Genomic DNA, 14,752 nt, shown 5'->3' with positions numbered 1-14,752 from the left:
TGTCAGGGTCTTACAGGTACATTAAATCACTGTAAATTCCGCGTAAATAAGGATCCGAACGCTGGTGTTTGTCGTCAGCCTGATGCAACTTCGAATTGTGAGTTCGGTTTGAAACCGGAAGGAGAATTCAAATGAAAAAGTCGATTGCATTGATGCTTGGTCTTTCTGCAGCGCCGCTGATGGCGGTCTCCCAAGGCGCCTTCGCTGATGTCTACAAGTCAGGTGGTGGTAGCCTTTATGCGGGCCTGAACTACAGCTTTATCAATATCGAAAACGGCAGTGACGACGTTGACGTTGGTACGCTGTCCGCGAAGGTGGGTGGCCTGGTGTCGCCTTTCTTTGGGCTCGAAGCCCGTGCTGGGTTTGGCGTGGACGATGATCGCATTGGCGGCGTCGATTATTCGCTGGACAATTTCTTCGGCGGCTACGCCACGCTGAATCTGGCGAACGAATCACCCGCAACGCCTTACGTTATTTTCGGTGTAACCCGGGTTGAAGTGGAAGCGAAGTCGTTCCTGGGGACCACCACCGAGGATGAGTCGGACTTTTCCTACGGCGCTGGTGTGAATGTTGAGCTGGCACCGGAAGTGTCTGGCAACGTGGAATACATGCGTTACTATGACAAGGATGGCTCCACCGTTGACGGTCTGGGCCTGGGCGTCACCTTCAACTTCTGATCGGAGCGCTCTGCACAAAGAAACCTTGGCGGCGGAGGCCTGTTCGCCGCCGTTATTGGGAGCCAGTTTGAATCACCTTGCCCATCTTTTTCTCGCACCAGATTCCCCCAAGGTTCGTGTGGGCAGCCTGCTGGGGGACTTTGCGAGAGGCATTGTGCCGGACGAACTGCCCCGGGAAGTGAGGGTGGGGCTGCAGCATCACAGGGCGGTGGATGCGTTTACCGACCAGCATCCGCAAGTCATTGCCAGCAAGCGGTTGTTCTCCCCTCAGCGCCGACGTTTCTCGGGTGTGGCGCTGGATATCCTCTACGATCACTACCTGTTAAGAAACTGGCAACGCTTTAGTCATGTGAATTCCGATACCTTTATCGATCAGGTCTATCGGGAACTCGATGAAAACGCGTCGTTGATGCCTGAGAAAATGCAAAAGGTGACTCAGCAGATCGTTCTCCACGACTGGTTCCGCTCATACCAGGACATTGACAACATTGGGTATGCTCTGGACCGGGTCGCCAATCGCATACGGTTCAGGAATGCGTTCAGCGGAATCATCGAGGAGATCAAAGCCCACGACCAGGAACTCGAACACAGGTTCCTCAGCTTTTTCCCTGAACTCAACCACTTTGCCACAAAGGATTTTGAATGTTGACGGACTCCAAGAGATACGTTGTCGCGGCGCTTTTCGCGTTCCTGATCCCCTCCATCGCCATGGCTGAGAGCAGCAGTAATGAAAACGCTGTGCCCGAGCGACTTGGCTTTGTTGAATGGCTTGTGCTCGAGGGCACGGGCCTACGCATGAAGGCCCGGCTGGACACCGGGGCCAAAACCTCTTCACTGCATGCCGTCAATGTTGAGCCGTTCACGAAAGGTGATGAAGAATGGGTCAGTTTCCAGTTGCCGCTGGCTGACCACCAGGATGAGGACGACGCCGACGGCAAGAATCTGGAAGAGGTGATTCTGGAGTTCAGCCTGCCTGTTGAGCGTACGGTTAAGATCAAACGCAAGGGCGCACCCTCGCAGCGCCGGTTTGTGGTGGTTATGGACTTCTGCATTGCCGGTACCAGTCACAAGACTGAGTTCTCGCTCACCGACCGTGGGAAGTTTTCCTATCCGGCGTTGTTGGGTCGACGGTTCATGCGCGATGACAATATCCTGATTGATTCGGCGGACGCCTTCATCGCGAAGCAGGACTGCGAGTACAAAAATCTGGCCGATGTTGCTGAAGAGCACGCTGGGTGAGTTGTTTGTAAAGTCTTCTTATAGACAAAATGTAACTATAAGTCTACAATGATACCAAGTGTTAAGTGGGCGAAAGCCTGAAAAACAGTGGTGTCCGCTATGAGTAACGCGCAGAAACTCGCAACCGTCCAAAAGAACAACGTCTCCGGCGTTGGCCTTAAAACCGTGTTTAATATTCTGGACCGTTGGGGCTGTACTCCCGAGCAGGTACAGAAAATCCTTCAGATCTCCCGCCCGGCGTACTACAAGTATCGTAAAGCGCCGGAGCAGGCGAGCCTGACCCATGACCAGATTGAACGTCTCAGTTATCTGGTCAACATCCATGGCTGCCTGCGGATGATCTTCGAGAACCCGAAGAACGTTTACGGCTTTATGGCCCTGAAAAACGACAATCCGTACTTCAACGGCAAAAGTCCCCTTGAGATCATCAGTACGGGCCAGTTTGCTGCTTTGTATGAAACGTTCAGGCGTATCGATGTATTGCGCGGGGGGCTCTGGTGAGTCAGGAACTGCCGCCAACGATCACACCCGAGAGCATTACCGGGTTTCGCCTGATCAACTCGAGGTTTCCGCCCATCAGCCTGTTTGATGATGTGGCGGACGAAGATGAGTTTGATGCGCTCTACGAACTTCAAGCGCTCACCAACCCCCGTCTTCAGACCGAGTTGGGTAATCTAAACCTGATCCGCAAAGCGGAGATCCCGTTCGGAATCCCTGGCTGCTCCTACGCCACCGGCCCGTTTACCCATGTAAACCCCGAAGGCAGCCGCTTCAGCGATGGCCAGTACGGTGTTCTGTATATGGGGGAGAGCATCGATACAGCGATAGCGGAGGTGGCCTATCACCAGTCACGCTACTGGCAGGGCGTTCACGGTTTGGACTACGACCGGCTGGTGTTCCGGGGGCTTAAGTGCAAGGTAGGGACGATGACCCTGCACGACGCCACGACCCTCTCCTTTGGGGACACTATCTACGATGCTGACAGCTACGCTGCTTCACGGAGTTATGGTCGCAGGCTCTACAGGGCAGGCTCGGAAGGGCTTCGGTATCACTCTGTTCGAAAACCCGGCGATACCTGCTGGGGATTATTCACTCCCAGGCACGTCCGCAGTGTTATCCAGACGGCGCATTTCGAGTTTATCTGGAACGGTGAGCAAATCAGCACGGTTAACAAATTCACCAAGGCGTGAGAATACCGTTACGGTTTCCATTCACTGACGATCAAATCGAACAGTGCCCGCAATTCTGAACGTTCATAGTTTCGCACGCCGCATATCAGATTGAGGTTGGTGATCATCTCCGGATCATCAAAAATACGCACCCCTCCGCGGCTCTGTGATTGTTCCGCGAACTCCCGCTCCACAAGCCCAAACCCCATGCCGGATTTGACCATAACCACCGTGGAATACTCGTCGTCGGAACTGGTGGCCGCGTCGGAGAGGCTTGCCTGAGGGCCAAGCAGGTCCTTCATGAAATCAAAAAACGGGCAGTCCCGGTTGGGCCAGACCCAGGGCAGGCGCCGACGTGACTCGAAGTCGGCTGGTAGGGTGTCGAGCTCCGTATCCGCAGGGCCAACAACGGAAATACGCACTGGCGTGAGTGGCACCACCTTCAACCTCGGGTCCTCGCAGTTGCCATAGACATACCCCAGATCCAGCTCTTCTGAAAGCACTTGCTCGACAATCTGGGTTGACGCCCGGGTTTTCATTTCCAGGTTGAGGTGAGGGAGAGCGTCCGTCTTCCGGCGAAGCACTTCGTCTACACGAAGGTATTCAGGCGGAGAGTTCAGTCCAAGGCGGAGTGTTGCGTGGGGCACCGAACGCAAGGAAAGCGCAGTGTTACGTACATCTTCCACGGCGGTAAACACCTGGCGAACGGGCATGAGCAAGCGCTCGCCAGCTGCGGTCAGGGACATTCCCTGTTTACTGCGCTCGAACAGCAGAACCTCGAACTCTTCCTCAAGCTGGCGAAGGTGCTCGCTCACCGCAGACGGTGTCGAATGACGACGAGCGGCCGCGCGAGTCAGATTGGCCTCTTCAGCCACCAGAAGAAAAGACTTGAGCCTGTCCAGCTTTATGTTCATATTTTTCGAACACCGGGTTCAGATAATGTCGATGGACGACCTGGTACGGCGGGTCGAGAATGGTTTCATTGTAGTCATCGTTCATATTTAAAGGAAGATGAAAATGAAAGCCATCCTCGTCAATCAAACACTCAGACAAGCACCATCGATTGCATGTGTTCCCTCAAAGAGCGCTTTCATGAGGCGAGCCATCGCTGCTATCAAACGCTATGCGGGACGTTGGAGTCGCCGGTACCAATTGCGGCAGTCGCTGTATGAAATGGACACCAGACTGGTCGAAAAAGACATAGGGTTGCCTCACGGCAGTCTGGTAGAGGAAGCGCACAAGCCATTCTGGCGGGAGTAGTCGTCACGCTGAGCCCTTTCCCCAGGGCTCAGCGATGCGTCTTCCAGAACGGGCTGTGTGCCTCTCGTAGCAGCTGAGCTCTGGTTGTTCCGATGTCCCATGCCAAACGATCCAGCTCTCTCATCGGCATTCCCCGCAGGCGTCTTCTTAGGCGTGTGCGGGTTTTTTGGTTCTCAATATAGTGTTTGAGTGTGCGAAACAGGACTTTGTCGATGTTCATATTCCACCTCCGGTGCTTGATAAAATTCTATTGGACCGGTGTTGGCGGAACAGACACAGAACGGTGCTATTGGGGGAGTACAGTTTTAAGATACAGTTGACGCCAGCGAAACGGGTGCTAACCTTCCGTAGGTGCCGGGCTCCCATATAATTCATTTTTCAACATGACTACTTGTTTCGTGGCCGACTCGTGAGGGATCACCTGAAATATTCTATTCCCCTAGTTCTCAGCCTGTGTCTCAGCCTGGCGTCGGCGCATGCTTCCATACGCTCGGAATATGAAGTCAAAGCGGCGTTCCTCTACAACTTCACACGTTTTATTACCTGGTCAAATGGAGCAACCGCTTCCGATCCTCTTGATGTGTGCATCTACGGCGATGATCCCTTCGGCAACCTGCTTGACCCCATGCAAGGTCGTAAATCCCAGGGCAGGGCGCTTCAGCTTCGATACCCCAACGTTCCGGCCGATATCGCGGGATGCGACGTACTTTATATAGGCCAGTCCCAGTCCAGAAATGTCGACGAACTGCTCGAAATGGCCGAGAGCCACGAAGGCATACTGACAGTGAGTGATTTGCCAGACTTCATTCGCAAGGGCGGGATTGTCGGTTACGTGAAGCAGGGTAATGTTATTCGCTTCGAAATCAGCCTGAAAGCCGCAATGGAAGCGGGCCTGACCATTAACTCCAGGCTTCTGGAACTGGCAGTGAGGGTCCTGAGATGATGGGGCGGTGGCGATACTGGCGACTGAAAACCAAACTGCTATTCCTTACGTTGTTCACCAGTGCACTTGGCATCACCCTGGTCTGCGCGAGCCTCATCTTTGTTGAGAACCAGAATTACCGGAAACAGCTTGAATCCGAGCTTCATGTCATCGCCGGCATCCTGGCGGAGCAGTCCGCTGCCGCCCTGGTGTTCGAGGACAACGAGCAGCTGAGCAGTATTATCACCAGCCTCAAGCGTATCGACACTATTCGGCAGGCCTGTGTCTACAACCAGCAAGGGGACGTGATGACGTCTCTTTCAGGCCGGCCACAGGGGCAATGCCCGTCGGTTGGTTCGTCGTTGGAAGTAGGGTTCGTCGGGGACGTCTATCAGTTACTGATGCCGGTCACACTGGACAACGAAGTGGTCGGGCAGCTTTTCCTCTCATCACATCTTGAAGTTTTGCGGGGCCATATCCGGACCTTTGTATCCGTAGCCTCCGGTATCGGGGCGGTGATCCTCATCGCGCTGGTATTCCTGGCGCTCAGGTTACAGAGAATCGTATCCGAACCCATTCTCAAGCTTTCGGAGACGGCCGAGCGCATCGCCCAGGATCACGACTATTCCATTCGTGCGCCGGTTTCCGGCACCGACGAACTCGGGCGCCTGGGTAACACCTTCAACGAGATGATCAGCACCATCCAGCAACAGAACCGCCGCATCCTGGAAAGCCGTGACAGCCTGGAGCGCATCGTCGAGGCCAGGACCTCCGAGCTGAGCATGGCCAACCGTGAACTGGAGGCGTTCAGTTACTCGGTCTCCCATGACCTCAGGCAGCCCCTGAGAGCCGTTGAAGGGTTTGGGCAAGCCCTGGAAGAGGATTGTGGCGATCAGTTGAATGAGATCGGTAAGGATTACCTGAAGCGAATCCGCGCGGCCAGTGTACGGATGGCAGGGCTGATCGATGGGTTGCTTGTTCTGTCCCGCGTCAGCCGACAGTCCATGGAAAATCAGACAATAGACTTGAGCCAGATGTTGGAAGAAATTGCGGAAGAACTGCAAGACATCAGCGATGATGTGCCAACGGAAATTCTCATACAGCCGGGTATGTGGGTTGTAGGCGACAGCCGAATGCTGCGTGTTGCCTTCCAGAACCTGATGGCGAACGCTTGGAAATACAGCGCCAAAGAAGAAAAACGAATTGTCGAAGTGTTGTCTCGAAGAGAAGGGCGCTGGGTTGCTATTGAGGTTCGTGATAACGGTGTCGGCTTCGATATGAGGTATATCGACAAACTGTTTGTGGCATTCAATCGACTTCATACCCCGTCGGAGTTCGGCGGCACAGGTATTGGCCTGGCGACTGTATACCGCGTGGTTCGCCGGCACCATGGCGATATTTCCGCTACGTCGCAACTGGGTGAGGGGGCAAGTTTTGTCGTGAAGTTGCCTGTTTCGGGAGATCAGGGCTAGACTGTAGTCAGATTTAACCTATTAATGCAATTCATTGAAAGGGCAAATAAAATCATGGATGGCCATTCAATCCTTGTGGTTGAAGACAACCCGGATGATCAGGTTCTGGCAGTGCGAGCCCTCAAGAGTGCGAGCGAAAACAGCCCTGTCATCGTAAAAGAAGACGGGCAGGAAGCCCTGGACTTCCTGTTTGGCAACGATGCCAGGCAGCCGTGTAAAGATCTGGATTCGCTCGGTCTTGTTTTGCTTGATGTGAAGCTTCCCAAGGTCAGTGGCCTGGAGGTCCTGAAAGGTATTCGGTCCTCGCCACTGACGAACTGGCTGCCAGTCGTTATGGTTACATCCTCTGATGAGCCGGCAGACCTGTTGAATGCATACCGTCTGGGTGCCAACAGCTTTATCACCAAGTCGATCAATTATCGGGAGTTTACGGAACAAATGAAGTTGCTTGCCCGCTATTGGCTTTTTGTCAATAAAGTGCCCAAGGCAGGTGCGGTTCGCTCGTTATAAAAAGGTAAGGCCATTGACAGACACAGCCAGCCCTCTACGGATGTTGATCGTCGAAGATTCAGAAGACGATGCGCTGCTTCTACTGCGAGAGATGCGCAAAGGAGGCATAGCCCCCTATCATGAGTTGGTAGACAGCGAAGACCGTCTGTCCTATGCCCTTCGCCGGGGTAAGTGGGATATCGTCATTACCGACCACAACATGCCCGGCTTCTCTTCGTTCAGGGTATTGGAGCTGACCAAGAAGTACTGCAAGGACCTGCCAGTAATCATCGTATCCGGAACGATCGGCGAGGGCGTTGCCGTCACTGCCATGAAAGCCGGTGCGCAGGATTACATCATGAAGGACAACCTGTCCCGGTTGATTCCTGCCATTGATCGGGAAGTACGTGAAGGATTCATGCGCCAGGCCAAGCGTGTTGCCGAGAATGCCCTGGAGCATATGGCTTATCATGACAGCCTGACTGATCTTGTGAACCGCCGGGAATTCGAGCGGCGGCTGGTGCAGGCGCTCGAAGACACCCATAAAACCGGCCGTCATCATGTACTGCTCTATCTTGACCTTGACCAGTTCAAGATCATAAACGACACCTGTGGTCATGTGGCCGGGGATCACTTGCTCAAGCAGGTCGCCGCGCTGCTGTCACATCAGATTCGCTCTGACGACACTCTGGCTCGCCTTGGCGGCGATGAATTCGGAGTATTGCTACGCGGTTGTGACGCGGTTCACGCGTACAAGGTCGCGGAGAAGTTGTGTGAAGAAGTTCACGAGTTTCGCTTTGTTTGGCAGAACAAGCCGTTCTCGGTGTCGCTCAGCATCGGTATGGTTGTGATCAACGAAAACTACAACAGTGCTGGTGAACTTCTCAGCCATGCCGACCTGGCCTGCTACGCCGCCAAGGATCGGGGACGCAATAACGTCCAGCTTTACGAAACCGATGACAGTGATATGCAGCAACGTCAGCGGGATATGAACTGGACCAGCCGAATTCAGCAGGCTCTCCAAAATAACAGTTTCTGCCTATGGCAGCAGGAAATGGTTGCCCTTCAGCCAGAAGCCAACGACGGTTATCGAACCGAATTTCTGGTCCGCCTGAACGAAGGTGATGACATCGTGCCCCCTGGTGCCTTCATTCCTGCGGCGGAACGCTTCAACTTGATGACACGAGTTGATCGAAAGGTCATCGAACTGGCATTCGACTACCTTGATCGCACGGGGCTCGGGCGTGAGAGCACAGGAACATTCTTTATTAATCTGTCTGGAAGCTCGTTTAACGAGCCAGAACTGTTTCTGTACATCAGCCAGTTAGCGGAGCGGTACAAGCTGATTCCCGAACGTATCTGCTTTGAAATTACTGAAACTTCCGCCATTGCCAATCTGAACGCGACTCAGAGGTTCATCAATTCCGCCAAAAGAAGAGGGTTCAAATTCGCGCTTGATGATTTCGGTGCGGGCATGAGTTCGTTCTCCTATCTGAAAGCCCTGCCAGTGGACTACCTGAAAATTGATGGTGGTTTCGTCCGCAACCTGCTGGACGACCCAATCGATTTGTCTATAGTCGATGCGTGCAACCGGATTGGCCACTCCGCAGGACTCAAGACGGTTGCCGAGTTCGTGGAGAACGATGAGGTGAGAGCCCGTCTGGTTGAACTGGGCCTCGACTACGCCCAGGGATATGGGATTTCTAAGCCTCGGCCTCTGGAATAGCTACCTTTCCGTCTTTTTTTCACACTTCAATGGACGTAACCTCCACAAGGATTATCAATGCTCGAAAATGGTGACTTGATTATTCGCTATCTTGAGCGATTGGGAGTCGAGTATGTATTTGGGGTTCCAGGCGGGAGTATTGAGCCTTTTTACAATGCGCTTGCTCGCAGCGAAAAACGTGGCGGTATCAAAGCCGTCATCTCCAGACATGAAGCGGGCGCAGCTTTCATGGCAGAGGGGTATGCTCGGGAAACAGGTCGACTAGGTGTGTGTTGTTCAACGGCAGGGCCTGGCGCAACGAATCTGATAACGGGTGTGGCGTCTGCCTATGCTGACAACATTCCTATACTTGTAATCTCAGCTCAGACGGCTCTTGATCGCTTTGGACAGGGATCTCTTCAGGAAAGTTCTTGCACCAGCGTCAATACTATGGAGATGTTTGCCCGTTGCACACGTTACAACACGTTTGTCTCACATACCGCCCAACTTGAAACCAAGCTGCTTCAGGCTGTTAGCTATGCGTTCGGAAACCAACCGGGTCCTTCGCACTTGGGCATTCCTTTGGATGTAATGAGACATCCTGTTTCCGATGACTCCAGCCATCATAACCTAAGGGCTTTTACTCACCATGATGTTGCACCAAGTCCAGACGCTATCCAGCTGTTATTGAAAGAGCTGTCATCAGCTTTAAAAGTAACCGTTGTACTAGGCGAAGGGGCTGCGGAGGCTGCGGATATTTTGATTAGCCTGGCAGAGTCGAGACATTGGCAGATGGTGACCACGCCTCGCGGCAAAGGGATCGTCGATAGCTATCACCCTCTATACCGGGGAGTTTTTGGGTTTGCCGGGCATGAAAGCGCAGCGGAAGCGCTCAAAACCAAAAACGCGGATTTGGTACTTGTGGTTGGGTCCGCTCTGGATGAAGTATCAACCTCAGGATGGGACACAACAGCCATACTCTCTGAGCGTTTAATACACGTATCCAGAAACCCTGAACACCTTACCCGATCCACAATGGCCCGATTGGTTATTCTGGGTTCGCCAAAGCTCACGCTTGCGTCTATTGCAGGCGCGCTTGGGGTTGAAACCGGCGGAGGCTTTGTCTCGACGACAGAACAACACTCTCAATTGCCTCTACAGATACGTCTCGACAACCGGACAGCATGTGAGAACGTCAGCGGTAGCATACAGCCCCAGGCTTTGATGACCTATATGAGCAGGGTGTGCCCCTCAAACGCGAGGGTGCTGATGGACAGCGGCAACAGCTTTCTCTGGGGGATTCACCATTGGAATATTCGCCGCTATGAACATCAGGATCCTTCCAAGAAGTATTTCCATATTGGTATTGGATTTTCTTCAATGGGGTGGGCGATAGGGGCTTCGGTCGGAGTAGCAGCTGCTGTAAAGAACACACCGGTCATATGTTTTACAGGTGATGGTAGCTATCTAATGGCTGGTCAGGAAATCACCACTGCATTGCAGGAGAATCTGAACCTGCTCATGGTTGTACTGAATGATTCCTCACTGGGTATGGTTAGGCATGGACAAAGCCTCAGTGGCGGAGAGCCGATTGGTAACAGTTTGCCGGTTATCCGATACGCTGATTTGGCTAAAGCCATGGGAATAGAATCCTATCGCATTGAAACAATGGAACAGCTGCTTTCCCTTGATCTTGAATCAATCCTGCAAAGATCAGGTCCGTGTTTGCTGGACGTCATCATTGACAGGGATGAAGTTCCGCCAATGGGATCCAGAATGAAGGTTTTAACTGGCGCCGCTTAAAGAGCACTGCATATGACTTCCAATTACGTCTACCACTCTAACTTTTGGCTGGAAGAGCCGGAAGATTCCAACCCATTCGCGGCCCGACAGTGCTTTTGCTCGGGATACGATGTCTATGGCGAAATAGTCCCCCAGGCTAGCTGGTTTGACTATCTATTGCTCATGTTCCGCGGTGAAAAGCCCGCATCAGAGGAAACAAGGCTCCTGGAGAAGCTTGCCATGATACTGGCGAATCCTGGTCCCAGAGAAGCAAGTGTTAGGGCCGCTATGAATGCTGGAGTGGCGGGCACAAATCACAGTTCTGCCCTTATGGCAGCGCTGGCCGTTGGGGCAGGTCAGTACGGCGGTGCACAGGAAGTCGCCGTTTCGGTCAGGCTCTGGCGTGAATGTGGTAGAGACATCCCAACATGGATTGAAAGGCTCTTCAGCCCAGAAGAGGATGAGAGGGCGGATATTTGGCTACCAATGGAACATGCCCCGGGGTTTGATCCCAACGGCAGGTCCATTACAACACCAGTTTGGCAGGCGTTGAATTATCTCGTTGATCTGGCTCCTGAGGATGGGGCGCTTCATTGGTTGAAAAAACACAGGGAGGAACTTGAAGTATCCGTTGGCTATCCTCTTGCCCTCAGCGGCGTTGCTGCTGCAGCTTTTGTGGATCTGAACCTTAGCGAGGATCAGGCAAGTATGTTGTACCTCATGCTGAGACTGCCTGGAGCGGCCGCCCATGCCATTGAGCAAAAAGGTATGGGGTGGAAGAAGTTCCCTTACTACGGACCTGCTATCGAGTTGGCAGACGACCCCGGCCCGGTTTCTGCCAATTCCGATAGGGAGGATGGGCAATGAGTCTTGAGCATCTTTTCGAAACCGAGAGCCGGTGGTTAACCCACAAAGGAAAGGCTTATTTATCCGACCGGGTGGTCATGCATGGAAAAGACTTGCATAAAGAGTTGGGTGAAATGGACTGGATACACCTTTATCTCTACGCGATTTTAGGTAGGGATCCTGGTGAGAGCGTTGCCAAACTACTTAACTTTTATTGGGTTTCGACCAGCTACCCGGACGCGTCCATTTGGCCAAACCATGTGACTGCCTTAGCAGGAACCGTTCGAACCACTCCGTCACTCGCATTGATGGCCGGCATGAGTGTTTCTGAAGCGTCCATATATGGACGCAGACCAGAGGTTCGGGCCCTGGACTTTTTCTACCGAGCGGGCCAGTGGTGTGATGGTGGTGGCCATCTAGAAGATTTTGTTGATCAAGAGAAACGAAAGGGGCGGATTTTATACGGATACGGCCGTCCACTGGCGAAAACCGATGAGCGGATATCTTACACACTCGACAAGGCCAGAGAGCTCGGATTGGCGGGTGGTCGCTATCTCCAAATGGCGTTAGACGTACACCAGCACCTGGATGAAAAATACGGGTATTCGATGAATGTGGCGGCGGTCCACGCAGGACTGGCAGCTGATATGGGATTGACGTGTCAGGAATATCAGCTATTCCTCACTCCGTGTTTCGTGACAGGAATGGCTCCATGTTATCAGGACACCAGAGATAAACCTGAAGGCAGTTTCTTTCCAGTACGCTGTGAGAGTATCGTTTATGGGGGGCCGGCCAAACGTAAATGGCTGTCAGATTGAGAAATCTTGTAGTTTGGTAGGAACAACTCTAGAAACGGTATTGGAGTTCCCCAACGACTTGTCGCCTTGGCATCGGGAAATCATTGGGGATTGCGGGGACCGGATCCGCATACGGACTGGGGTCTCTAACATCTTCGTCAAACAGATTCTTTACCGCAAAAGAAAGTGTCCAGTCGGGTAAGACATCAACGGCTCTTAGTGTTAAATCGACGGTTGCATAATCATCCACTGGGGAGCGGGGGTCACTGGCCACTCGCTTCTGCTCTCCAACCCAGTTGACCTGCGTGGCGAGCTTCCAAATCGGGCTTACGCTCCATTCCATACGACCATACAGCTGGTGGTTCGGTGCTTCTCCAACACCAGAATTGTTTCGTTCGTCGGTCGACTTTTGATATGCGTAGTTCGCGGTTAACTTCACTTCGTCGACTGGACTGTAGGAGAGTTCAATTTCACCGCCATGCCCAGTTCGTTCCTCAGAGTTCCGATACTCCTGAGATACCGGGCCGGTGACAGCAACCGCCGTGATCAAATCATCAATCTCGTAGTAGAACAGGTTAATGCCGTAGAACAATTGGGCGTTCAATTGATGGGAAACAGCAATCTCAAACGTATCGATCGTTTCCGCGCCTAGGTCTGTGTTACCCATCGTGACGGGGTTGTTCGCAACGTAAAGTTCATTCAGCGAAGGTGCACGGAATGCACGCCCGTATAGAAGCTTGGTAGTAATTGTATCGGTGGTTGCCCAAATCAACGCGGCACGGGGATTTACTGCGTTACCGAAATCAGAGTAGTCATCGAAACGAATACCGCTTACCAGTTGCCAATTCTGGGCGAACTGCCACTCATCTTGCACAAATACGTAATAGTTGTTGCGATCCTCTTCGGGCATCCAAACCTCGGTCGGGTCGCCTGAAACATCAACCACGCGTCCCTTGGGGCTAAAATCAGGATTAAAGTTTTTTCTTTCAGTGACCTCATACAGATCAGCCCATAGTCCACCGACACCGGTGTGTATGCGATGGTTTGTAAAACCGCGGTAGATCGCACTGAGGTCAAAACGAGCCTGATTCTCCTTGTATCCCGGGCTTCCAATCAAACCCTCTGGAAAATCACCGCCAAAGGCTCCGGGCGGGTAGAGTACAATATCGTTCTCTGGTTCCTGGGTTATATTGAAGTAGGATATCCGTGCTTCAACATCCAGCGAGTCAACAATATCAGGCCAGCGATAGCCGAAATCAGCATTAATCCGTCTGGAGGAGAACTCACCTTCTGGATCCAAGGCTTGCGCAACACCCGGGCCAGTGCCAAGGTTACTGCGATCTTGGAGGCCCGCGCGGAAGGTCCATTGTTCGCCGCCAGCTTCGAAGCGAGCATCCAACTGATCTACACCCGTATTAACGGGGCCAGGCGCCAAAGAAGCCGAAGTTCCGAACATCTCGTCGAGGTTAGTTTGAGCATCTCGTTCGACCGTTTCTCTCCAACCGTCGGTGGTTTGATACTCGAGAATCATGCTCATTCCTATATCGCCTATCTGGTGGCCCGATTCCAACCACCCCCCACGAGTATCAAAACTCCCAACCCTTCCGCCAATCGTCTGCCCATCCACTGATTCAGGGCCTTTCGTAATGATATTAATGACGCCGGAATAGGCATCGGCCCCATAAAGCGCAGAACCCGGGCCCCTTATAACCTCGATACGCTCGATCGCCTTGACCGGCATACCGCCCCAAGCATTACTACGGTTGCCGTACATCATTGTAGTAACGGGTATTCCGTTGATCAGCATCAGTGCCTGAGGGTTATTGCTGGAAGTAATGCCCCGAAACACATATTTGGGCGAGAACGCCTGATCAGAGTGATTCACATGGAGCCCAGGCACTGTTTCAAGTACCTGGTCCAAGTCCGTGGCGCCCATGGCTGCAATATCGTCCGCGTTAATGACCGAAGTGATTGCAGCGGCCTTATCGAGAGGTGTTTCGGTTCCAGAGGCGATTGAGACAACACGAATTTGACCAAGCTCTTCCAAGGGAATGTCCCAAAGGGAATCATCCGCGGCAACAACGATGGAAGAGGTTGAATAGCAAAGAACGGCGGCTACCACCCTCGAAACCACCTTGGGGCGTAAAGCTCTGCTTAGGGGCGATAGACGTTCCTGCATGCGCAATCTCAGCACTTTACTCTTAGCATTATTTGAAACGATTCAGTCAACGATTGCACTCCGAGACCTGCTACTGACAAACCTGGCGGTCACACCGCCAAGGATGGCACATTTCTTAGCCAAACAGCGATGAAAAATGCAAGCTGAATAGGAGTTTAGCTGCATTCATCGTATAAGCAAGTCTTAAACGGCATGGAACCTAACGATACGATCAA

The 14,752-nt window shown here is 52.8% G+C and carries 15 protein-coding genes; 13 read left to right on the top strand and 2 right to left on the bottom strand.

The features are described from left to right. The first annotated feature begins 131 nt into the window (after positions 1-131). From AAGD24_RS10755 to AAGD24_RS10735, 5 genes are all read left to right on the top strand, one after another. The gene (locus AAGD24_RS10755; protein ID WP_305937240.1) at positions 132-677 is read left to right on the top strand and encodes a porin family protein; all 546 of its coding nucleotides are present in this window, start codon (positions 132-134) and stop codon (positions 675-677) included. A 67-nt stretch (positions 678-744) separates the two neighbouring features. Continuing rightward, positions 745-1,326, top strand: a complete 582-nt coding sequence (locus AAGD24_RS10750; RefSeq protein WP_075194890.1) for an ACP phosphodiesterase — start codon at positions 745-747, stop codon at positions 1,324-1,326. Then, positions 1,320-1,916 (top strand): RimK/LysX family protein, encoded by a 597-nt coding sequence (locus AAGD24_RS10745; protein ID WP_273623319.1) that lies wholly within the window; start codon positions 1,320-1,322, stop codon positions 1,914-1,916. The genes AAGD24_RS10750 and AAGD24_RS10745 overlap by 7 nt, the downstream gene beginning before the upstream one ends. A gap of 99 nt (positions 1,917-2,015) precedes the next feature. Beyond that, complete coding sequence (locus AAGD24_RS10740) at positions 2,016-2,417, top strand: antitoxin Xre-like helix-turn-helix domain-containing protein (protein ID WP_007152162.1); 402 nt, start codon at positions 2,016-2,018, stop codon at positions 2,415-2,417. After that, a complete protein-coding gene (locus tag AAGD24_RS10735) occupies positions 2,411-3,106 on the top strand; it encodes an RES family NAD+ phosphorylase (RefSeq protein WP_369810908.1) in 696 nt (231 codons plus the stop codon). The genes AAGD24_RS10740 and AAGD24_RS10735 overlap by 7 nt, the downstream gene beginning before the upstream one ends. An 8-nt stretch (positions 3,107-3,114) precedes the next feature. Here the strand turns inward: AAGD24_RS10735 and AAGD24_RS10730 are convergent, their stop codons facing one another. Further along, complete coding sequence (locus tag AAGD24_RS10730) at positions 3,115-3,999, bottom strand: LysR family transcriptional regulator (protein WP_007152164.1); 885 nt, start codon at positions 3,997-3,999, stop codon at positions 3,115-3,117. Positions 4,000-4,177: 178 nt separating this feature from the next. On the opposite strand from AAGD24_RS10730, the gene AAGD24_RS10725 reads away from it, so the two are divergent. The 8 genes from AAGD24_RS10725 (at position 4,178) to AAGD24_RS10690 (ending at position 12,379) form a co-directional block, all read left to right on the top strand. Further along, a complete protein-coding gene (locus AAGD24_RS10725) occupies positions 4,178-4,345 on the top strand; it encodes a DUF1127 domain-containing protein (protein WP_156105500.1) in 168 nt (55 codons plus the stop codon). A gap of 409 nt (positions 4,346-4,754) precedes the next feature. Next, the gene (locus AAGD24_RS10720; RefSeq protein ID WP_157665604.1) at positions 4,755-5,288 is read left to right on the top strand and encodes a YfiR family protein; all 534 of its coding nucleotides are present in this window, start codon (positions 4,755-4,757) and stop codon (positions 5,286-5,288) included. Beyond that, positions 5,285-6,739, top strand: a complete 1,455-nt coding sequence (locus tag AAGD24_RS10715; protein WP_007152169.1) for an ATP-binding protein — start codon at positions 5,285-5,287, stop codon at positions 6,737-6,739. Before AAGD24_RS10720 ends, AAGD24_RS10715 begins: the two co-directional genes overlap by 4 nt. 54 nt (positions 6,740-6,793) lie before the next feature. Next, positions 6,794-7,249, top strand: a complete 456-nt coding sequence (locus tag AAGD24_RS10710; protein WP_036207564.1) for a response regulator — start codon at positions 6,794-6,796, stop codon at positions 7,247-7,249. 13 nt (positions 7,250-7,262) lie between these two features. Continuing rightward, positions 7,263-8,954, top strand: a complete 1,692-nt coding sequence (locus tag AAGD24_RS10705; RefSeq protein ID WP_379865052.1) for an EAL domain-containing protein — start codon at positions 7,263-7,265, stop codon at positions 8,952-8,954. Positions 8,955-9,011: 57 nt separating this feature from the next. Continuing rightward, complete coding sequence (locus AAGD24_RS10700) at positions 9,012-10,736, top strand: thiamine pyrophosphate-binding protein (protein ID WP_379865050.1); 1,725 nt, start codon at positions 9,012-9,014, stop codon at positions 10,734-10,736. A gap of 12 nt (positions 10,737-10,748) precedes the next feature. Beyond that, positions 10,749-11,582 carry a citryl-CoA lyase gene (locus AAGD24_RS10695; protein ID WP_379865048.1) on the top strand — a complete coding sequence of 278 codons (834 nt, stop codon included), beginning with the start codon at positions 10,749-10,751 and terminating at the stop codon, positions 11,580-11,582. Then, complete coding sequence (locus AAGD24_RS10690) at positions 11,579-12,379, top strand: hypothetical protein (RefSeq protein WP_379865046.1); 801 nt, start codon at positions 11,579-11,581, stop codon at positions 12,377-12,379. Before AAGD24_RS10695 ends, AAGD24_RS10690 begins: the two co-directional genes overlap by 4 nt. Positions 12,380-12,407: 28 nt before the next feature. Here the strand turns inward: AAGD24_RS10690 and AAGD24_RS10685 are convergent, their stop codons facing one another. Beyond that, positions 12,408-14,537: a TonB-dependent receptor plug domain-containing protein gene (locus AAGD24_RS10685; protein ID WP_379865044.1), complete on the bottom strand. Its 2,130-nt coding sequence runs from the start codon at positions 14,535-14,537 to the stop codon at positions 12,408-12,410. Positions 14,538-14,752 lie beyond the last annotated feature (215 nt).

The sequence above is a fragment of the Marinobacter sp. M5B genome (genome assembly GCF_042604615.1).
In the GTDB taxonomy this organism is placed as follows: domain Bacteria; phylum Pseudomonadota; class Gammaproteobacteria; order Pseudomonadales; family Oleiphilaceae; genus Marinobacter; species Marinobacter salarius.
This window is presented reverse-complemented; position numbering and strand designations above follow the sequence as displayed.

Coding starts and splice junctions, on each gene's coding strand:
- AAGD24_RS10710 (WP_036207564.1), top strand. CDS start 6,794: ATGGATGGCCATTCAATCCTTGTGGTTGAAGACAACCCGGATGATCAG.
- AAGD24_RS10755 (WP_305937240.1), top strand. CDS start 132: ATGAAAAAGTCGATTGCATTGATGCTTGGTCTTTCTGCAGCGCCGCTG.
- AAGD24_RS10685 (WP_379865044.1), bottom strand. CDS start 14,537: ATGCAGGAACGTCTATCGCCCCTAAGCAGAGCTTTACGCCCCAAGGTG.
- AAGD24_RS10695 (WP_379865048.1), top strand. CDS start 10,749: ATGACTTCCAATTACGTCTACCACTCTAACTTTTGGCTGGAAGAGCCG.
- AAGD24_RS10690 (WP_379865046.1), top strand. CDS start 11,579: ATGAGTCTTGAGCATCTTTTCGAAACCGAGAGCCGGTGGTTAACCCAC.
- AAGD24_RS10740 (WP_007152162.1), top strand. CDS start 2,016: ATGAGTAACGCGCAGAAACTCGCAACCGTCCAAAAGAACAACGTCTCC.
- AAGD24_RS10715 (WP_007152169.1), top strand. CDS start 5,285: ATGATGGGGCGGTGGCGATACTGGCGACTGAAAACCAAACTGCTATTC.
- AAGD24_RS10725 (WP_156105500.1), top strand. CDS start 4,178: ATGAGGCGAGCCATCGCTGCTATCAAACGCTATGCGGGACGTTGGAGT.
- AAGD24_RS10730 (WP_007152164.1), bottom strand. CDS start 3,999: ATGAACATAAAGCTGGACAGGCTCAAGTCTTTTCTTCTGGTGGCTGAA.
- AAGD24_RS10700 (WP_379865050.1), top strand. CDS start 9,012: ATGCTCGAAAATGGTGACTTGATTATTCGCTATCTTGAGCGATTGGGA.
- AAGD24_RS10745 (WP_273623319.1), top strand. CDS start 1,320: ATGTTGACGGACTCCAAGAGATACGTTGTCGCGGCGCTTTTCGCGTTC.